This window comes from Micromonospora sp. AB353 (assembly GCF_049538395.1).
Taxonomy (GTDB): domain Bacteria; phylum Actinomycetota; class Actinomycetes; order Mycobacteriales; family Micromonosporaceae; genus Micromonospora; species Micromonospora aurantiaca.
Map to the genome: position 1 here is coordinate 135,645 of NZ_JBMVFV010000006.1, position 18,214 is coordinate 153,858.

Annotated in this window: 18 protein-coding genes; 5 read left to right on the top strand and 13 right to left on the bottom strand. The window is 73.2% G+C overall.

What is annotated here, in order from left to right; genetic code table 11:
• Positions 1-92 precede the first annotated feature (92 nt).
• Together ACPCK6_RS05340 and ACPCK6_RS05345 are read left to right on the top strand one after the other, a co-directional pair.
• Positions 93-1,751: a DEAD/DEAH box helicase gene (locus tag ACPCK6_RS05340; RefSeq protein WP_318335776.1), complete on the top strand. Its 1,659-nt coding sequence runs from the start codon at positions 93-95 to the stop codon at positions 1,749-1,751.
• A gap of 238 nt (positions 1,752-1,989) precedes the next feature.
• Complete coding sequence (locus ACPCK6_RS05345) at positions 1,990-3,138, top strand: class I SAM-dependent methyltransferase (RefSeq protein ID WP_423480480.1); 1,149 nt, start codon at positions 1,990-1,992, stop codon at positions 3,136-3,138.
• Between the two features lie 36 nt (positions 3,139-3,174).
• On the opposite strand, the gene ACPCK6_RS05350 is transcribed toward ACPCK6_RS05345, so the two are convergent.
• Positions 3,175-3,600 carry a hypothetical protein gene (locus ACPCK6_RS05350; RefSeq protein ID WP_396881063.1) on the bottom strand — a complete coding sequence of 142 codons (426 nt, stop codon included), beginning with the start codon at positions 3,598-3,600 and terminating at the stop codon, positions 3,175-3,177.
• Between the two features lie 190 nt (positions 3,601-3,790).
• Between ACPCK6_RS05350 and ACPCK6_RS05355 the strand changes: the two genes are divergently transcribed.
• Positions 3,791-4,210 carry a helix-turn-helix domain-containing protein gene (locus ACPCK6_RS05355; protein WP_396881062.1) on the top strand — a complete coding sequence of 140 codons (420 nt, stop codon included), beginning with the start codon at positions 3,791-3,793 and terminating at the stop codon, positions 4,208-4,210.
• Positions 4,211-4,231: 21 nt separating this feature from the next.
• Here the strand turns inward: ACPCK6_RS05355 and ACPCK6_RS05360 are convergent, their stop codons facing one another.
• The 4 genes from ACPCK6_RS05360 to ACPCK6_RS05375 form a co-directional block, all read right to left on the bottom strand.
• Entirely contained in the window at positions 4,232-5,311 is a 1,080-nt protein-coding gene (locus ACPCK6_RS05360; RefSeq protein ID WP_423480481.1) for a DUF8832 domain-containing protein, read from the bottom strand.
• Entirely contained in the window at positions 5,304-5,534 is a 231-nt protein-coding gene (locus ACPCK6_RS05365; protein ID WP_013288699.1) for a heavy-metal-associated domain-containing protein, read from the bottom strand. Before ACPCK6_RS05365 ends, ACPCK6_RS05360 begins: the two co-directional genes overlap by 8 nt.
• A gap of 109 nt (positions 5,535-5,643) precedes the next feature.
• Positions 5,644-7,761, bottom strand: coding sequence for a RecQ family ATP-dependent DNA helicase (locus ACPCK6_RS05370; protein WP_396881060.1), 2,118 nt, complete (start codon positions 7,759-7,761; stop codon positions 5,644-5,646).
• Entirely contained in the window at positions 7,758-9,623 is a 1,866-nt protein-coding gene (locus ACPCK6_RS05375) for an AfsR/SARP family transcriptional regulator (protein ID WP_423480482.1), read from the bottom strand. The genes ACPCK6_RS05370 and ACPCK6_RS05375 overlap by 4 nt, the downstream gene beginning before the upstream one ends.
• Positions 9,624-9,764: 141 nt before the next feature.
• On the opposite strand from ACPCK6_RS05375, the gene ACPCK6_RS05380 reads away from it, so the two are divergent.
• Entirely contained in the window at positions 9,765-10,589 is an 825-nt protein-coding gene (locus ACPCK6_RS05380) for a hypothetical protein (RefSeq protein ID WP_396881058.1), read from the top strand.
• 141 nt (positions 10,590-10,730) lie between these two features.
• Here ACPCK6_RS05380 and ACPCK6_RS05385 read toward each other — a convergent pair whose 3' ends face one another.
• From ACPCK6_RS05385 to ACPCK6_RS05415, 7 genes are all read right to left on the bottom strand, one after another.
• The gene (locus ACPCK6_RS05385; RefSeq protein ID WP_423480483.1) at positions 10,731-11,840 is read right to left on the bottom strand and encodes a branched-chain amino acid ABC transporter permease; all 1,110 of its coding nucleotides are present in this window, start codon (positions 11,838-11,840) and stop codon (positions 10,731-10,733) included.
• Positions 11,837-12,727, bottom strand: a complete 891-nt coding sequence (locus ACPCK6_RS05390) for a branched-chain amino acid ABC transporter permease (RefSeq protein ID WP_423480484.1) — start codon at positions 12,725-12,727, stop codon at positions 11,837-11,839. Before ACPCK6_RS05390 ends, ACPCK6_RS05385 begins: the two co-directional genes overlap by 4 nt.
• Positions 12,724-13,458 (bottom strand): ABC transporter ATP-binding protein, encoded by a 735-nt coding sequence (locus tag ACPCK6_RS05395; protein ID WP_423480485.1) that lies wholly within the window; start codon positions 13,456-13,458, stop codon positions 12,724-12,726. The genes ACPCK6_RS05390 and ACPCK6_RS05395 overlap by 4 nt, the downstream gene beginning before the upstream one ends.
• On the bottom strand, positions 13,458-14,201 hold the full coding sequence (locus tag ACPCK6_RS05400; RefSeq protein WP_013288706.1) for an ABC transporter ATP-binding protein: 744 nt from the start codon (positions 14,199-14,201) through the stop codon (positions 13,458-13,460). Before ACPCK6_RS05400 ends, ACPCK6_RS05395 begins: the two co-directional genes overlap by 1 nt.
• A gap of 3 nt (positions 14,202-14,204) precedes the next feature.
• Entirely contained in the window at positions 14,205-15,407 is a 1,203-nt protein-coding gene (locus ACPCK6_RS05405) for a substrate-binding domain-containing protein (RefSeq protein ID WP_128136766.1), read from the bottom strand.
• A 217-nt stretch (positions 15,408-15,624) separates the two neighbouring features.
• Complete coding sequence (locus ACPCK6_RS05410; protein WP_396881055.1) at positions 15,625-15,870, bottom strand: hypothetical protein; 246 nt, start codon at positions 15,868-15,870, stop codon at positions 15,625-15,627.
• The gene (locus tag ACPCK6_RS05415; RefSeq protein ID WP_355506052.1) at positions 15,867-16,169 is read right to left on the bottom strand and encodes a DivIVA domain-containing protein; all 303 of its coding nucleotides are present in this window, start codon (positions 16,167-16,169) and stop codon (positions 15,867-15,869) included. The genes ACPCK6_RS05410 and ACPCK6_RS05415 overlap by 4 nt, the downstream gene beginning before the upstream one ends.
• A 283-nt stretch (positions 16,170-16,452) precedes the next feature.
• On the opposite strand from ACPCK6_RS05415, the gene ACPCK6_RS05420 reads away from it, so the two are divergent.
• Positions 16,453-16,680, top strand: coding sequence for a GntR family transcriptional regulator (locus ACPCK6_RS05420; RefSeq protein ID WP_069088015.1), 228 nt, complete (start codon positions 16,453-16,455; stop codon positions 16,678-16,680).
• Between the two features lie 372 nt (positions 16,681-17,052).
• Here ACPCK6_RS05420 and ACPCK6_RS05425 read toward each other — a convergent pair whose 3' ends face one another.
• Positions 17,053-18,171 carry a glycerophosphodiester phosphodiesterase gene (locus ACPCK6_RS05425; RefSeq protein WP_423480486.1) on the bottom strand — a complete coding sequence of 373 codons (1,119 nt, stop codon included), beginning with the start codon at positions 18,169-18,171 and terminating at the stop codon, positions 17,053-17,055.
• Between the last annotated feature and the right edge of the window lie 43 nt (positions 18,172-18,214).

Genomic DNA, 18,214 nt, shown 5'->3' on the forward strand with positions numbered 1-18,214 from the left:
GCGAATTCGCCCCTGACCGCGTGGCCCGCGCCATACCGATCGCGCCCTGAGGACTTGAGGGGCGCACCACGAGAGGGCACCCCCAAATCCATATGAGCGAGCAGATTTCCGGCCAGCCACTGGCCCCCACCGCCCCGGTCCCCCCGGAGGCACCCACGTTCGCCGCGCTCGGCGCGCGGCAGGAGACCGTCGAGGCGCTGGCCGCCGCCGGCATCACCCGCGCCTTCGCCATCCAGGAGTACGCGCTGCCGATCGCGCTGCGCGGCGTCGACCTGATCGGGCAGGCGCCGACCGGCACCGGCAAGACGCTCGGCTTCGGCATCCCGCTGCTGGAGCGCGTGTTCGCCCCGTCCGAGGGCAGCGACGGCGTGCCGCAGGCACTCGTCGTCGTACCGACCCGCGAGCTGGGCATCCAGGTCGCCAAGGACCTCGACGCCGCCGGCCGTACCCGGGGTGTCCGGGTGCTGCCGATCTACGGCGGCGTCGCGTACGAGCCGCAGATCGAGGCGCTCCGCAAGGGCGTCGAGATCCTGGTCGGCACCCCGGGCCGCCTGCTGGACCTGCAGAAGCAGAAGCACCTGCGGCTCGACCGGGTCCGCGCGCTCGTCCTCGACGAGGCCGACCGCATGCTCGACCTGGGCTTCCTGGACGACGTCGAGAAGATCCTGGCGATGCTGCCGGAGGACCGGCAGACCATGCTGTTCTCGGCCACCATGCCGGACCCGATCGTCACGCTGTCCCGGCGCTTCCTGCGCCGGCCGGTGACCATCCACGCCGGGCACACCGCCGAGACCGGTCCGTCGCCGCAGACCAAGCAGCTCGCGTACCGCACGCACTCGCTGAACAAGGTCGAGATCGTGGCGCGCATCCTCCAGGCCGAGGGCCGCGGGCTGACCATGATCTTCACCCGCACCAAGCGGGCCGCCGACCGGGTCGCCGAGGACCTCGACTTCCGCGGGTTCGCCGTCGCCGCCGTGCACGGCGACCTCGGCCAGGGCGCGCGTGAGCGGGCGCTGCGGGCGTTCCGGGCCGGCAAGATCGACACGCTGGTCGCCACCGACGTGGCCGCCCGGGGCATCGACGTCACGGGCGTCACGCACGTGATCAACTACGACTGCCCCGAGGACCAGGACACCTACACCCACCGCATCGGCCGTACCGGCCGGGCCGGGGCCACGGGTTCCGCTGTGACGTTCGTCGACTGGGACGACATGCCCCGCTGGCGGATCATCGACAAGACGCTCGGGCTGGACATGCCCGAGCCGCCGGAGACGTACCACACCTCCGCGCACCTCTACACGGACCTGGACATCCCGACGGACGTCAGCGGCACGCTGCCGACCGCCGAGCGCACCCGGGCCGGCCTGTCCGCCGAGGTCGAGGAGGACCTGGGCGGCGGCGGCCGGTCGCGCCGGGGCGCGCGGCGCGGCGACAGCCGGGGCCGCGAGCGCGGCGATCGTGACCGCGGCCGTGGCCGGGGCGGCGAGGGCGGATCGTCCGCCGGTTCGACCTCCGCGCAGGCCGACGCCGGGGACGACGAGGCCCCGCGTACGCCGCGTCGGCGCCGTCGCCGCCGGGCCGGCGAGACGGTGGCCGGTGAGCCGACCGCGGTGATCGGCACCGAGGGCGCGGCCGAGACCGCCGCCGCACCGCAGGCCGCGGAGGGCGAGGCCGCGAGCAAGCCGCGTCGCCGTCGCCGTCGCCGCGGCGGCAGCACCGGCGCGCCCGCCGAGGCGTCGAACGCCGACTGACGAACACCACGGAAACGGCCTCCCGGACCCCGGTCCCGGAGGCCGTCCCCATCCCCGCCCCTCCCACTCCCTCACTCCCCTCACTCCCTCACTCCCCTCACTCCCCTCACTCCCCTCACTGCGACGATCATGAAGTTGGCGGCGGCGCGCACGGCGTGTCGCGCCGTCAACTTCATGATCGACCGGGCCCGGGCGTCCCCGGGCGGACGGCGGTGGCGGCCAGGAAAGGTAGGTACTGATGCCGGAAGCGCTGGACTCGGCGCTCGCCGAGGTGCGGGCACTGCTGCTCGCGCCGGGGCTGACCCGCGCGGTCGCCGCCGGGCGCCGTCGCGGGCAGCGTCCCTCGGTGGTACGCGCGGAGCTGCGCCCGGTCACGCTGAAGGCCGGCCCCCGGTTGCAGATCGCCGTCTCCGACGGATCACGGCCGCACACCCGCAACGTGGCACCCGGTACGGAGGCCGGCGCGGCGGTAGACGAACTGCTCGCCGAGCCGTTCGGCAACTGGCACGTCGAGACAGCCGACGCGACGCTCCAGCTCCGGGTGACCAAGTCCGGCGAGGCGCAGGTGCACCGCGCGGCGGCCAGCCGCCCGGCCGCCGAGCCGGGCGGGCACGACCGGGCCAAGGAGTGGCTGCTCGACCCCGGTGATCCCCTGTTCCGGGAGATCGGCGGCTCGGCCGCCAAGCGCCGCCAGGTCGACGCGTTCCTGCGCGCACTGGCGGCCACGCTGCCCGACGACCTCACCGGCCCGCTGCGGGTGGTGGACCTGGGCTGCGGCAACGCGTACCTGACCTTCGCCGCCTACCGCTATCTCGTGCAGCGCGGCCTGGACGTGACGCTCGTCGGCGTGGACGTGCGCGAGGACCAGCGCCGGCGCAACACCGAACTGGCCGAGCGGCTGGGCTGGGCCGACCGGGTCGGGTTCGTGGCCGGCACCATCGCTGAGGCGCCCGTCGACCCGGCGCCCGACCTCGTGCTGGCGCTGCACGCCTGCGACACCGCCACCGACGAGGCGCTGGCCCGGGCGGTGCGCTGGGGCGCCCGCTGGGTGCTCGCCGCGCCCTGCTGCCACCACGATCTGGCCGCCCAGCTCCGGGCCGGTCAGGCACCCGCGCCGTACGAACTGCTGACCCGCCAGGGCATCCTGCGGGAGCGGTTCGCCGACGTGCTCACCGACTCGCTGCGGGCCGCACTGCTGCGCCTGCACGGCTACCGCGCCGAGGTGGTGGAGTTCGTCGACTCCCAGCACACGCCGCGCAACCTGCTCATCCGGGCACGGCGGACGGCGGACGCGCCCACCGACGGGCAGCGCGCCGAGTATCGCGAGCTGGTCGGCCAGTGGGGTGTCACGCCCCGGCTAAAGACGTTGCTGGCCGAGGAGCGCTGAGCCGAGGCGCGCTGAGGAGCGCCGAGCGCGGCGGTCCTACCGCCCGCGCTCGCCCCGGTTGCGGTCGCCCCGGTCCAGCACCGACACCCGCTCACCGCGGTTCGATGCCCGCTCGCCGTCGTACGACGCGCTCGGGAACGGCACCACCTTCCCGGGCTGCTCGGCGTTGCCGGCGGCGGCGAAGGCGTTCCACGAGATGTCCACGAGCATCCGCTTCAGCTCGGCGTGCCGGAGGGCGGCGTCGCGCTGCAACGCCATCCGCGTTCCCAGCACCACCGAGACCAGCGTGGTGCAGATGGCGCCGGTCGCGGCGATCAGGTGCACCCCGGTCGCCTCGCCTCCGCGTACCGCCAGCACCAGCAGCCAGATCCAGAAGCCGAGAGCGAACAACGCGGCCTTGGCCACGAAGAAGAGGCTCACCGCGCCGGGGCGATGCGGTACGGGACGATCCGGCTCGGCCATGCTTCTCCTCCGTTCGGTACTGGGGTTCCAGCCCTCTTACCCGAACCGGATTGCCCGAACCGTGCTTCCGCATTTGATCGATCCCGCCGTTCAGCCCTCCGGACCGATCAGTCAGTTACTTCTCCGGCCCGGCGTACTAGGCTCGATACGCGAGCCGGGCCACCGGAGGAGGGGGACAGATCCACCAGGGATGGGTTCCGCAGACGTTTCGCCACAGATGGCCTTCGCGCGCTTCGTACGCCGGGCCATCGACGCCGCACGCGAGGAGCGCGGCTGGACGGTGACCGACCTCGCCACCCACACCGGTGTCGGCCGTTCCACTGTGTTCCGCTGGCTGGCCGGCGACTGGCAGGACTACCCCGAACTCGCGAAGGTCCGCGGCTTCTGCGCCGCCCTCGACCTGCCCGTGGCTGCGGCGTTCCGCGCGCTGGGCCTGCCCGACGCCGGGCCGGTGCCCCGCCGCCGGGGTGCCGAGGACGGCCCGGTGGAGGCCGACGTGCGCGTCATCCTGGATCGGCTCGCCGACCCGAACGTGCCCGCCGAGGAGAAGCACCACATCCGCGACCTGCTCCGCTACCTGGCCCGCCGACCGATCCGCCGGGCCGGCTGAGCGCCGGACGGGCGACGGGGCTCAGGGCACCGTCAGCGTGAACTCGGCGGTCCGCACCACGCCGCCCACCTGGAAGTCCAGAAACATCCGGTAGCTACCCGGCCCTGGCGCGGTCAGCCAGAACGTCACGTCGTCGCCGTCGCGCACCGGCTCCGGGTGCACGTGCAGGTAACCCAGGTCGCCCTCGCGCAACGCCACCAGGTGCCCGTACGCCCCGAGGTACGGCTCCAGCGCCGCCGCCGCGCCGTCCGCGCCGGTGACCCGGAACCGCAGCGGCACCGACTTCCCCACCTCCGGCGTGCCCGCGTACCCGGCGGTGAATCCGTCGACGGTGGCCGACGTGGCGGCGGCGGGCAGCGGCCGGGGCCGGTACGCGCCGGACGCGGTCAGATCGGCGCCGAGCACCACGGCGACCTGACGGCCGTCGTCGGCGACCGCGGTGAAGTCCGCGTACATCCGCCAGGGGCCCGCGTCCGGCGCCGTGATCGGCACCGACCAGGTGCCGTCGGCGGCCATCGTCGGGTGCAGGTGCCGGTAGCCGCTGAGGTCACGCCGGACCATGATCACGTGCATCGGCTTGTCGTGCACGACGGCGAACCGGGTGACCGCCCGGCGCTGGTCGTCCCGGATCTGGAAGCGCAGCTCACCGGCGCGGCCCGCGACCAGCTCGGTCGACGGCACCAGCGTGTAGCCGGCCGAGGTGATCGACAACCCGGTCGCGCCGTCGCCGCCGCCCTGGGTGACTGTGGCGCCGTCGTGCGTGTGCGCGCCGGTGCCGGGTGAGTGGGCGTGCGTGCCGCCGTCTGATCCGCCCGTGGCGACCCCGGCCGTGGCGCCGGCGGGCCGGGCCGCGCCGGCCGGCGCGTTCATCCGCCCGAGGCCGAAGCCGAGCAGGACGGCGAGCACAAGGCCGCCCACCACCAGGGCCAGCCGCAGCGTCTCCCGGTCGACGGCGACGGGCCCGGCCGCCCCGGCCGAACCACTCGCGCCGTTCCCGGACAGCGCCGCGTCCACGGACCGCGCCGCGGGAGCGCCGGAACCGGCCTCGGAGTCGTCGGGGACGACGCCGGTGCCGGACGTGACGGACGGCGACTCAGGCACCGCCGCCGACCAGCTCGTAACCCGCCTCGTCCACAGCGGCACGCACGGACTCGACGGGCAGCGGCGCCGCGCTGGTGACAGTGGCGGTGCCGCTCGTCAGATCGATCCGGACCTCGTCGACGCCGGGCAGCGCGGACAGCTCCTCGGTCACCGCCTTGACGCAGTGTCCGCAGGTCATCCCGGTCACGGTGTACGTCTGGACGACGGGTCGCTGCTCGGTCATGACCCCACGGTACCGCCGCCCGGGTGCGGGCCCGACGACGGTCCACCGACGGTGGTGACGCTCGCATTCCGCCCGGCCCGGGAACTTTTCGCGCAGGCCGGGGGACGGGTCAGCCGGCCACCGCGAGCGCCAGCGGCAGCACGTCCGGCGCGCCGGCCCGGCGCAGCAGCCGCGCCACCATGCCCATCGTCCAGCCCGAGTCGACCAGGTCGTCCACCAGCAGCACCGGCCCGTCCAGCCCCGCCAGCGCGCCGGCCAGATCGCCGGGCAGGTGGAAGGCGTCGTGCAGCGCGCGTACCCGCTGGGCGCTGTTGCCGCGCGGCCCGCCACCGCCAGGCCCGGCCGGGACGACGTGGCCGAGCAGCGGCAGCCGGCCCACGGCGGCGATCCGCTCGGCCAGCGAGCCGACCAGCAGCGGGCGCGTCCGGGAGCCGACCACGACCACACCCGCCGGCCGCCGGGGCCACGGGTCGTCGCCGTGCGCCCACGCCTTCAGCACCTCGACCACGGCGGCCACCACGTCGTCGGGCACCGTGCCGTCCGGCGCCTCCGGCCCGACCAGCCCGCGCAGCCGCCCGCCCCACCCCAGGTCGGACAGGCGCCCCACGGCCCGGCCGGGAAGCGCCTGCTCCGCCGGGGTGATGCGGCCCTTCAGGGGTACGCCGACCGACTCCAACCCGGTCGGCCAGAGCTTCTTGGGCGGGATCGGCACGCCGGGGCGCCCGAGGAACGTCTGCGCGGCGGTCAGCGCCTGGTCGGTGACGGCGGCGTCGAACAGCGGGCCGGCGCAGTTGTCGCACCGCCCGCAGTCGGCCGCCCCGGTGTCGTCCAGCCCTTCCCGCAGGTAGCGCATCCGGCAGCCGGACGTCGAGGCGTACTCCCGCATGGCCCGCTGCTCGGCGGCGCGCGCGTCGGCGACGCGCCGCAACCGGGCCTCGTCGTAGACCCAGGGCTCGCCGGTGGCGAGCCAGCCGCCGCGTACCCGGCGGACCGCGCCGTCCACGTCGAGCACCTTGAGCATCAGCTCCAGCCGGGCCCGGCGCAGGTCGACCACCGGTTCGAGGGCCTGGGTGGAGATCGGCCGTTCGGTGTCCAGCGCGGCGAGCACGGCGCGGACCTGCTCCTCGGGCGGGAAGGCGAGCGAGGCGAAGTATCGCCAGATCGCCGCGTCCTCCACGCCCGGCAGCAGCAGCACCTCGGCGTGCTCGACGGCCCGGCCGGCGCGGCCGACCTGCTGGTAGTAGGCGATCGGCGAGGGCGGCGCGCCCAGGTGCACGACGAACCCCAGGTCGGGCTTGTCGAAGCCCATGCCGAGCGCGCTGGTGGCGACCAGCGCCTTGATCTTGTTGTCCAGCAGGTCCTGTTCGGCGGCCCGCCGGTCGGCGTCCTCGGCCTGGCCGGTGTAGGAGGCGACCGACCAGCCCCGGCCGCGCAGGAAGTCGGCCGTCTCGGTGGCCGCCGCGACGGTGAGCGTGTAGACGATGCCCGAGCCGGGGAGCCGGTCCAGGTGGTCGGCCAGCCAGGCCAGGCGGTGGGCCGGGCTCGGCAGATCGAGGACGCCGAGGCGCAGCGACTCCCGGTCCAGCGTGCCGCGCAGCACCAGGGCGTCGCCGAGCTGCTCGGCCACGTCCTGCGTGACCCGGGCGTTGGCGGTGGCGGTGGTGGCGAGCACCGGCGTGTGCTCGGGCAGGTTGGCCAGGAACGTGCGCAGCCGCCGGTAGTCCGGCCGGAAGTCGTGCCCCCAGTCGGAGACGCAGTGCGCCTCGTCGACCACGAGCAGCCCGGTGGTGGCGGCGAGCTTCGGCAGTACGCCGTCGCGGAAGTCCGGGTTGTTCAGCCGCTCCGGGCTGATCAGCAGCACGTCGACGGCACCGGCGTGGATCTCGGCGGTGATCTCGTCCCACTCGTCCAGGTTCGCCGAGTTGATGGTGCGGGCCCGGATGCCGGCCCGGGCGGCGGACTCGACCTGGTTACGCATCAACGCCAGCAGCGGCGAGACGATCACCGTCGGCCCATGCTGGTTCCCCTCACGCAGCAGCGCGGTGGCCACGAAGTAGACGGCCGACTTGCCCCAGCCGGTGCGCTGCACGCAGAGCACCCGCCGCCGGTCGACCACCAGCGCCTCGATCGCCCGCCACTGGTCCTCGCGCAGCCGGGCGTGGTCGCCCGCCAGCCGCCGCAGCACCGCCTCGGCACGCTCCCGGACGGCCATCCGATCCTGGCTCATCCGGCATTTCTACCAGGGAGGGCGGACGACTCCGGCGGGCCGGACGGCGACGTGGACGCGGGCGTGGGCGTCGGTGCGGGTGGCAGGAAGATCAGCAGCTCGCGCAGCGCGTCAGTCGCCGCCGCCGGCAGCAGGCACCGCGAGGCCAGTTCCTCCATCGACGTGTACGGGCCGCGCATCCGCCGGTCGACCACCACGTGCTGCGCCTGCGACCGGGTCAGTCCCGGCAGCCCGGCGATCACCTGGTCCGGCACCGAGTTGACGTCCACCAGTCCGCCGTCGTCGTACGCGCGGGGTAGGTCGGGACGCCCGATGCGCAGGTCGTCCCGGGCCGACGGGTACTGGTAGAGCAGGTAACGGGCGTACTCCCGGCGCAGCCGGTTGCGATCGGCGTACGGCCGGCCCCGCCAGAGACCGCGCAGCCAGGCGAGCAGCCGGCCGTTGAGCAGCACCACGTGCGGGACGCCCACCACCCAGGTGGTCAGCCAGATCAGGATCACCGCGCCCTCGGTTCCGCTGACCTCCTCGGTCTCACTGCCGCCGACGACCACCGCGAACGTCACGGCCACCGTCAGGTAGTAGATCGCGGCGACGACGCTGCCCCAGCCCCGGCGCCAGACCCCGTAGAGCAGCACCACCAGCCACGTGAGCATGCCGAACGAGAGCAGGGCGACGAGCGCGCCGCCCACGGTCGCGACGACGCTCAACCAGCCGGGCACACCGGATGGACGCCGGGACGGCGGCACGGGACCGATCAGCGGCGCGGCAGGGGGCGAGACCCAGGGCGGCACGCCGGTCGGCGACTCACCGGGCGGTGGCGGCGGAAACGGACCACCCGGCTGCGCCGAGACGGTGACCTGCACCGGAACGGTGAGCTGCGCCGAAACCGTGGGCTGGGCCGGAGCCGTGGGCTGGGCCGGAGCCGTCGGCTGGGCCGGAGCCGTGGGCTGGGGCGGCGTCGTTGGCGGAAGCGGGCTCTCGGTCGGGCCGGTGGGCAGCGGCCGGGCCGGTGCGTCGGCGGGGGCCCGAAACGGCTCCGGGCCGCCCGCCCACCTCTCGCCGGGTCCGGCCGGACGACGCGGCGCCTGCGCCAGGAGATCCGGGTCGGCGCGCAGGATGCGCCGGTGCAGATCCTGGAGCGGCTCGCCCGGTTCGATGCCGTACTCGTCGCGGAGCAGCCCGGCGTAGTCACGGTAGGCGGCCAGCGCCTCGGCCTGCCGTCCACTGCGGTGCAGCGCCAGCATGAGCTGGTGGCGCAGCCGTTCCCGGACCGGGAACTCGGCGACCAGCTCGACCAGCCGGCCGACCAGCTCGCCGTGCCGGCCGTCGGCCAGCTCCAGGTCGACACGCGTCTCCAGGGCGACCGCGCGCATCTCCACCAGCCGGTGCCGGGCCGCGTCGAAGTACGGACCGGCGAACCCGGTGAACGGCTCCCCCTGCCACAGCTCCAGCGCGGCGCTCACCTCGGCGAGCGCCTCCTCCGTACGCCCGGCGACCTGTGCCGACCGCGCACGCCGCACGCCGCGCTCGAAGCGCACCGCGTCCACCGCCTCGGGCGGCACGTGCAGCAGGTAGCCGGCGTCGGTGAGGGTGAGCACCCGGGCCGGGGTACGTGGAGACCGGTCCGGTTCCAGCACCCGGCGCAGACCGGCCACGTGCTTCTGCACCACGTTGGGGCCGTTCACGGGTGCCTCGTCCGGCCAGACCGCCTCGACGATCTGCCCGCTCGGCACGGGACGGCCGGCGGCGAGCAGCAGCACAGCCAGTACGGCCCGCTGCTTGGCCGGGCCCAGATCGATCTGACGGTCGGCGTACCAGGCCCGCTGCGGGCCGAGGAGTTCGAAGCGCAGCGCCTCTGACATGCGAGTTTCCGCCCCCGTGTCGGCTGCCGTGGCCCACTGTGGCCGACGGCAGTCGGACGGCAGCATATCGGCAGCGAGACCGCCGTGACGTCTGACGATACTTACCCGGCAACAATCACCTGGGAAAGTGAGTCGAACACCATGACGCAGCGAAACGGTTCCGCCGGCAGCCTTCGGCGGATCGCGGCTCTCGCGACGGCCGTGCTGGCCACCGCCGCCCTGTCCGCCGGGTGCGGGACCGGGGACGCCGCCGAGAGCGCCGGGCCGGCGCCGAGCCCGTCGGCCGACCCGAAGGCCACGCTGCTGGCCGCCGTGCCGGACGAGAAGGACCCGGCCTTCCGGTTCTCCACCATCGAGGGCGCGGACAAGTTCGACGGGGTGGTCGACCCGGCGACGCGCGGCCTCGATCTGTCCATGTCGGAGAAGAGCAAGGACCCCGAGTTCACCATGGGGATGACCTTCCGCGTGATCGAGGAGGACATCTGGATGCGGGTCAAGATCACCGGTATGGCCGGCCTGCAGGACATGATGAAGCTGCCCAAGCGCTGGATGCTCCTGGACCGCACCAAGCTCGACGACGCCTCCGGCGTACCGGTCTACCAGAACGCCGACCCGGCCAACACGGCCGCCGTCATCCGGACCGCGGAGACGGTCGAGGACCGGGGCGACGGCACGTACGCCGGGTTCGCCGACCTGACCGCGAACGCCGACATCCGCGAGAGCTTCACCACGGTGGACGTGGCCGCGCTCGGTGACGCGGCGAAGAAGGTGCCGTTCACCGCTGTGGTCGGGCCGGACGGGAACCTCACCTCGCTGACCCTGGAGCTGCCGGCCGCGGGCAAGCAGAAGGCGATGAAGGTGGTCGCCAAGTACTACGACTTCGGCAAGGCGCCGAAGATCAGCGCGCCGACGGGCTCGCAGGTGCAGAAGGCGCCGGCGTCGGCGTACGAGATGCTCAACGGCTGACCACGACGTGAGCGCGAGGGGCGGTGGCCACACGGGGGGCCGCCGCCCCCGACCTTGCCCCGGTCGATCATGAAGTTAGCGCGGCCGGACACGGCGTGTCGTGCCGTTAACTTCAGGATCGACCGGGGCGTGGGCCGGAGGTCAGCGGGAGCGGCGGAGGGCGGTCAGGACGGGGGTTACGCGGGAGCGGAGACTGGCCAGGCCGCCGGGGAAGAAGTAGACGGCCAGGATGAACACCGTGCCCAGGACGAACAGGGGCTGGCTCAGCGGGTGGCTGAGGAACGCGGGCAGGCTGTTCACCGCGTCGCTGCTGCCGAACGCGGTGAGCCGGTGGTCCAGGTACATGTAGAGGACGCCGCCCAGCACCGGGCCCCACCGCGTACCGGGGCCGCCGAGCACCACCATGACCAGCAGCGACAGCGTCAGCTCCGACGACGTGATGTGCGGGCTGGCGCCGCCGACGATCAGCACGTAGACCACCCCACCGGCCGACGCGAGACCGCCGGCCAGCGTGAACGCCACCAGCTTGAACCGGTACGGGTCGAGCCCGAGCACCCCGATGCGCCGCTCGTCGTCGCGCAGCCCGGCCAGCACCCGCCCGGTCGGCGAGGCACTGACCCGGTGCACCACGAGGACCACGATGGCCAGGTACGCCAGCGCCAGCCAGTAGAGGTTCACCGTGTTGGTGACGCCCACCAGGGCAGCCGGCAGCCCCGACACGTCCAGCGGCAGGCCCTCCTCGCCGCCGGTGAGGCCGCCGAAGTCGCGGGCCACCAGGATCGCCCCGACCTGTGCGAACGCCAGCGTCACCATGGCGAACGCGATGCCCACCGTCCGCAGGGCCACCGCGCCGAGCAGCGCGGCGAGCGTGGTCCCGCCGATCACCGTGAGCACGGCGGCCTGCCACAGCGGCAGCCCGGCCTTGGTGACCAGGATGTCGGTGCCGTACACGCCGGCGGCGAAGTAGAGGGCGTGGCCGAAGGAGAGCATCCCGGTACGCCCGAACAGCAGGTCGTAGCCGGCCGCGAGCCCGCCGAACACCAGGCAGATGGCGAGCAGTTGCAGCGTCCCCGGCGAGTTGAGCGGCCCCTCGAAGATCCCGGGCAGGTTCAGCGTGGAGTACGGCAGCACGGCCGCCACCGCCAGGGCCACCAACGGCAGGTACGGACGCAGGCCGTGCCAGCGGGAACGCCCGGGGGTCAGTTCGTCGGGCACCTGCGCCGGAGGCGCGTCGACCACCGAGTTGGTCATACGTGAGCCACCTTTCCGGCCAGGCCCTGCGGACGCAGCAGCAGCACCACGGCGAGCAGACCGACCACGCACAGGTCACCCAGGCCGGATGTGCCGTAGTAGTTGACGAACTGTTGCAGCAGCCCCACCGCGACCGCCGCGTACGCGGACCCGACCACCGAGCCCATTCCGCCGATCACCACCACGATGAAGGCGAAGATCAGCAGTGAGCCGCCCTGGCCCGGCGAGACGGTGCCGAAGTAGACGCCACCGAGCGCGCCGGCCAGCGCGGCGGCGGCCCCGCCGATCGCGAAGACCAGCGTGAACGCCTTGCGCACGTCGATGCCGAGCGCCGTCACCATCTCCCGGTTCTCCACGCCGGCTCGGATGATCAGGCCGTACCGGGTCCAGCGCAGGAACGCCAGCAGCGCGCCGAGCACCACGGCGGCGGCGACGATCAGCAGCAGCCCGGCGTTCGGCACCTGCGCGCCGAGCACCGATGTGACGCCCCGGCTCCAGTCCGGACGCGGGAACGGCCGCGGGTCCGCACCCCAGGTCGCCTGGAGCAGCGCCACCCCGGCCAGCGACAGGCCGACGGTGACGAGCACCTGTTCGATGGTGCGGGAGTAGAGCGGCCGGATCAGCACCAGCTCCACCAGCACCGCGACGAGCGAACCGGCCAGCACACCGCAGACGACGGCGAGCACGAAGCCGAACCCGTCCGGGCCGGCGCCGGGCAGGTTGCCCGCCGCCCACCAGGTCGCGTACGCGCCCACGCCGAGGAACAGCCCGTGCGCGAAGTTGAGCACGTCGGCGAGGCCGAACACGAGGGACAGGCCGGAGGCGACGAGGAAGTACAGCGCCGCCAGGCCCAGCCCGGTCAGCGTCAGCAGGACCACGGTGTTCACGCGTGCACCTCCCCGGAGCCGGAACCCACACCGAGCAACGACTTCGTCAGCGCCGTCTCCAGCAGCAACTCCCGGGCGTCGCCGGTCCAGGCGACCTTGCCGGCGGAGAGCACCACCGCGTCGGTCGCCAGCCGCCGTACCACCGCCAGGTTCTGCTCGACCAGCAGCACCGGCACGGATTCCGCCACCCGTTCCAGCACCTCGGCCACCTCGGTCACCACCTTCGGCGCCAGCCCCTTCGTCGGCTCGTCGACCAGCAGCAGCCGGTTGTCGTTGAGCAGCACCCGGCCGATCGCGAGCATCTGCTGCTGCCCGCCGGACAGCGAGCCGGCCCGTTGCCGTCCGCGCCGCTCCAGCTCCGGAAAAAGCGAGAACACCTTGTCGTACGCGGGCGTGACGCCCCGCCGTTCCGCCAGCCGCAGGTTCTCCGCGACGGTGAGCGCGGCGAAGACGCAGCGGTCCTCCGGCACGTAGCCGAGGCCGTCGCGGACCAGCCGGTGGGTCGGGCGGGCGAGCAGGCTGCGCGCCCCCATGCGTACGCTGCCGCGCACCTCGCCGCCGCGCGGCGTCAACCCGACGATCGCGCGCAACGTGGTGGTCTTGCCGACGCCGTTGCGCCCGAGCAGCACCGTGACGCCGGTGGGCGCGACCTCGAACGACACCCCCTGGAGGATGTGCAGTCCGGCGATCCGCACGGACAGGTCCGCCACGGACAGGACAGGTTCCACCATCAGAGGGCCTCCCCCAGGTACGCCTCCTGCACGGTGGCGTTCGCCATCACCGTGTCCGGGGTGTCGCACGCCAGCAGCGCGCCGTGGTGCATCACGGCGATCCGGTCGGCCAGTTCCAGGATCACGTCCATGTGGTGTTCCACCATGAGCACCGCCCGGCCGCTGTCGCCGGTCAACGACTTGATCACGCTGACCAGCTCGGGTACGTCCTCGGCGCTCACCCCGGCCATCGGCTCGTCCAGCAGCATCACCCGGGGTTCACCGGCGAGCAGCAGGGCGATCTCCAGCTTGCGCTTCTCGCCGTGGGCGAGGGTGCCGGCGAGCGCCGTACCCCTGTGGTGCAGGCCGACCCGGTCGAGCGCCGCGTCGGCGGCGGCGGCCACCTCCCGGTCGGCCGCCGCCCGCCGCCACAGCTTCATCGAGCCACCCCGGTGTGCCTGTACGGCGAGCCGGACGTTCTCCCGCACGCTCAGCGAGCCGAAGACCGAGGACGCCTGGAAGGTACGCCCCAGTCCGAGCCGGGCACGCCGGTGCGGCGGAAGCGCGGTGATGTCCGCGCCGTCCAGCAGGACCGTGCCCTCGGTGGGCCGGCGCAGGCCGGTGATCAGGTTGAACAGGGAGGTCTTGCCGGCGCCGTTGGGCCCGATCACGCCGAGGAACTCCCCCGGCGCCAGATCGAGGTAGACGGAGTCGACGATGGCGACCTCACCGATCCGCCAGGTCAGACCGCGGGTGGCGAGCACCGGTCAGCCCTTCATCTGCGCGACCGGCGGCGCGCTCTCGTCACCGGTGAGCGACTTCTGCGCGGTCGCCGTGAAGGCGGTGCCGCTGCCGGAGAGCTTCGCCTGGTACATCGGCTGGAGCAGGGCGTGGTCCTCGGCGCGGATCTTCATGGTGCCCTTGACGCCCTCGAACTCCCAGCCCTCCAGTGCCTTGACCATCTTCTCCACGTCGTCGCCGCCCTCCTGCACGGCGCGGACGACCATCTGCGCGGCGGCGAACCCGTCCGGGTGGAACAGGTCGAGCGTGCCACCGGGCACCTTCGCCTTCGCGGCCTTGGCGGCCTCGGTGTCGCTCGCGCCGTCGAAGTAGTGCGACAGGAACGAGATCTTGCTGCCCGCCGCGCCGAACGTCGGCCACGAGGCGCGGATGTCCAGGCCGGTGACGACAGTGGTGGAGGCGAGGACGCCCTGCTGGTCGAGCGTCTGCCACATGGCGCCGGCGGTGGTGCCGGCCCAGGCGACGAAGAGCAGGTCCGGCTTGGCGGCCTTGATCTGGCTGGCGAACGGCGTGAACTCGGTGGCACTGGCCGGGGCCCGGACGCTGCTGACGTTCGCGCCCGCGCCGCCGATGACGGCCTTGACGGCGGCCTCGTTGGCGTCGCCGAACGCGCCGTCCTGCGCGAACACCACGACCTTCTTGCCGCCCGCGTCGCCGATGAACGACCGGGCGGTCACCACGTCCTGCCACGACTGCCGGCCGGAGCGGAACGTGTACTTGTTCGCGCCGGTCACCGCGTCGGTGGCGGCCGGGCCGGAGATGAACAGCACCTTGTTCTGCGCGGCGATCGGCGCGACCTGGAGCGCCACCCCGGAGGAGGTGGAGCCGGCGATGATCTTCGTACCCTTGCCGATCAGGTCCTTCGCGGCGGACACGGCCTTGGCCGGGTCGCCCGCGTCGTCGGCCTCGGTCACCTCGATCGTGCGGTCACCGACCTTGCCGGTGCCCTTGGTGGCGAAGTCGAGGCCCGCCTTGAACCCCTCGATGTACTGCTTGCCGTAGCTGGCGAGCGGCCCGGACTGGGAGTAGACCAGACCGACCTTGACCGGGGCGGCGTCGCCGCCGCCGGATGCGGTGTCCTGCGGGCTGCCACAGGCCGTGGCGGCCAGAGCGACCGCCACCGAGGTGGCGGCGGTAAGGAACACCCGTCGCGTGTGCCGGATCGTCATTGCGACTCCAGGTGAGGACAGGGGGAATGTCAGTTGTCGGCTCACGCTAGAAGTGACGTCACCCACGGGCTATGTGGTCGGCGCACACAAGTACCCGCGACGGGATGGCCGCACGTTACAACGCCGGACATCGCCACGTAACCGCGCCGACCCGGGATGGCCACACCCACCACGCAGACCCCGCCGGGAATGTCGGCCCACGCCATCGCGGGCCGGGTCAGCGCCCGCCGCAGTCCCCGTCGTGGTCGGCCGCCTTGGGGCAGCGCCGGCCACCGCCGTGCGGGCGGTCGCACCAGACCCAGTGGCGTACGGACTGCTCATCCTCCCGCGACACGGTCGTCCCGGCGCGCTCCACGTCGGCCAGGAACCCCAGCGCCCGGCAGATGGCCCGCGCGAACGCCCGCGCGCCGTCGAGGTCGGCCGCGAGCACCGGCAGGTGTACGACGAACCGCTCCCGGCTCACCGCTGCGCGCCCGGCGTGAACCGGGACTGCCAGCTCTTGAGCGCCGCCTTGATGCGCGTGTTCTCCTCGGCGTACCGGGACGCGTCTCGCCGGGCCAGCGCCAGGTCACCGGCCACCCGGTAGAGGAAGGCGTGCACCTCCGCCGGGTCGAGCCCGTGCCGCACGGTGCGGAACCGCCGCTCGCGGATCTGCCCGACGCTCAGCGGCCGGCACGACTCCGAGCGGTACCAGCCCTGGTTGGGCGGCCCTCCCTTGCCACGTCGCCGGGTTGGCTGGAACAGGTTGAGCACGTTGCGCACGCCGATCCTCCTCACCGAGCCGTGGAGGCGGCCCGCCCGCAGACAGGGGACGCGGGCGGGCCGCCGACCCCGAGACCGCAGCCCGTTCGGCGGTACGACCCCGGAGCCCAATCCGGGTCCGACTCCCGAGGTTTGCCGAACCAACCGGAGCCGGACGCGACTCAACCTACACCAGTATCTGGTTATGCGCGAGCCTCCACTCTCGACGCGCTGGGCAACTTGTTGCAGTTACTTGTGCAGGTAGGGCAGGATCGGATTCGCCGAACCAACCGGAGTCCCCACCATGCCCACAGCAGAAGCACCGTTCCGCCGCATCGCCAACGACATCGCCGCAAAGATCAAGAGTGGCGAGCTGAAGCCGGGCGACAGACTGCCCTCAACCCGCGAGTTGGCCGAGTCCTACGGCGTCCACATGAACACGGCCTACCGTGCGATGTCGTTGCTGCACGATCGCGAGCTGATCACCGGCCAGCCCGGCCGAGGCACCTACGTAGCCGAACCGCCAGCCTGATCAACTCCACTACGCCGAGTTGGCGGCATCATCCCGCCCGGAAGCAGCCACTTCCCCGAAGTGGTGCCCACCCCGCCCCACCGAGCCCCGCCGAGCGCACCCCCACCCCGCCCCACCGAGCCCCGCCGAGCGCACCCCCACCCCGCCCCGCCCCGCCGATCTTGGAGTTGTGGCGCCTCAGATGCCCGGTTCGCGGCTTACGCGAGGCACCACAAGTCCAAGATCGATAGAGCGGCCCGAGATCTTGGTACGGGATGGCCCCTCGGGGGCCGTTTCGTACCAAGATCTCGGGAGCGGGCGAGCGCGACGGACCCCCGGCACGCTAACGGGGTGCCCGCCGCTGCGGCGGGCACCCCGGAAGAAGGAGCAGGGTCAGCGGCCGGCTCGGGCGGCCACCGCCGTGTCGGGGTGGTCGCTGAACACGCCGTCCAGGCCCAGGTCGAAGAACAGCTCGTACTCGGACGTGATGTCACCACGCGCGTTCGGGTCGGTGCCGATGCGGAAGTCCACAGGCAGGAACTGGTTCTCGGCCCGGAACGTCCACGCGTGCACCACCAGCTTCTGCCGGTGCGCGTCACGGATCACCGGGGTCGGCGCGAGCAGCCGTCCGGCGGAGTCCCGGGGCACGATCAGGTTCTTGTTCAGGCCGACGCCGTCGGCGTACCGGGAGATCCAGGCCAGTCCGGCGGGCGTGGCCAGGTCCGCGTAGGTCCGCTTGTCGCCGCCCGCGACGAAGTCGTAGGGCGCGCCGGACGCGTCCATGAGCTGCACCAGCCGTACGTCGATCATCGTGTCGAGCTTGCGCAGGTTGGCGGTCTCGAAGCTCTGCACGAACACCGGGTCGGCCCGGTGGGTGAGCCGGTTGCGGCGCAGCACCGCCACCAGCGGCTCCTCCAAGGCGCGGCCGATCGAGGCGAAGTACGTCGGGTGCTTGGTCTCCGGGTAGACGCCGATGGTCCGGCCCCGGGCCTTCGACTCGGCCCGCGCCAGGTCGATGATCTCCTGGAACGTCGGGATCTGGAACCTGCCGTCGAACGCGGTGTTCGCGACCCGCACCTGCGGCAGGCGCTCCTTGGCCCGCAGCGTCTTCAGCTCGGCCAGCGTGAAGTCCTCGGTGAACCAGCCGGTGACGGTGACCCCGTCGATGGTCTTCGTCGCCTTGCGGGCGGCGAACTCGGGGCGGGCGGCCACATCCGTCGTACCGGAGATCTCGTTCTCGTGCCGCGCGACCAGGACCCCGTCCTTCGTCGCGACCAGGTCCGGCTCGATGAAGTCGGCGCCCTGGCGGATGGCGAGCCGGTAGGCCTCCAGGGTGTGCTCCGGGCGGTAGCCGCTCGCGCCGCGGTGGCCGATCACGATCGGCCGCTGGGTCGCGCGGGCCTGCTCGGCGGCGCGGTGGTCGGGGCCGGCCTGGGCGGCCATGGCCGGCACCACCACAGCGGCCGCGAGCAGCGCGCCGGCCACGCCGAGGGCGGAAAGTGTACGTCGCAACGCCGTCTCCTGTCGTCGATGGGTACGCACAGCAGATCGGGCG

Coding starts and splice junctions, on each gene's coding strand:
- ACPCK6_RS05350 (WP_396881063.1), bottom strand. CDS start 3,600: ATGGCCGAGCCGGATCGTCCCGTACCGCATCGCCCCGGCGCGGTGAGC.
- ACPCK6_RS05380 (WP_396881058.1), top strand. CDS start 9,765: ATGACGCAGCGAAACGGTTCCGCCGGCAGCCTTCGGCGGATCGCGGCT.
- ACPCK6_RS05375 (WP_423480482.1), bottom strand. CDS start 9,623: ATGTCAGAGGCGCTGCGCTTCGAACTCCTCGGCCCGCAGCGGGCCTGG.
- ACPCK6_RS05385 (WP_423480483.1), bottom strand. CDS start 11,840: ATGACCAACTCGGTGGTCGACGCGCCTCCGGCGCAGGTGCCCGACGAA.
- ACPCK6_RS05345 (WP_423480480.1), top strand. CDS start 1,990: ATGCCGGAAGCGCTGGACTCGGCGCTCGCCGAGGTGCGGGCACTGCTG.
- ACPCK6_RS05395 (WP_423480485.1), bottom strand. CDS start 13,458: ATGGTGGAACCTGTCCTGTCCGTGGCGGACCTGTCCGTGCGGATCGCC.
- ACPCK6_RS05420 (WP_069088015.1), top strand. CDS start 16,453: ATGCCCACAGCAGAAGCACCGTTCCGCCGCATCGCCAACGACATCGCC.
- ACPCK6_RS05405 (WP_128136766.1), bottom strand. CDS start 15,407: ATGACGATCCGGCACACGCGACGGGTGTTCCTTACCGCCGCCACCTCG.
- ACPCK6_RS05365 (WP_013288699.1), bottom strand. CDS start 5,534: ATGACCGAGCAGCGACCCGTCGTCCAGACGTACACCGTGACCGGGATG.
- ACPCK6_RS05340 (WP_318335776.1), top strand. CDS start 93: ATGAGCGAGCAGATTTCCGGCCAGCCACTGGCCCCCACCGCCCCGGTC.
- ACPCK6_RS05370 (WP_396881060.1), bottom strand. CDS start 7,761: ATGAGCCAGGATCGGATGGCCGTCCGGGAGCGTGCCGAGGCGGTGCTG.
- ACPCK6_RS05355 (WP_396881062.1), top strand. CDS start 3,791: ATGGGTTCCGCAGACGTTTCGCCACAGATGGCCTTCGCGCGCTTCGTA.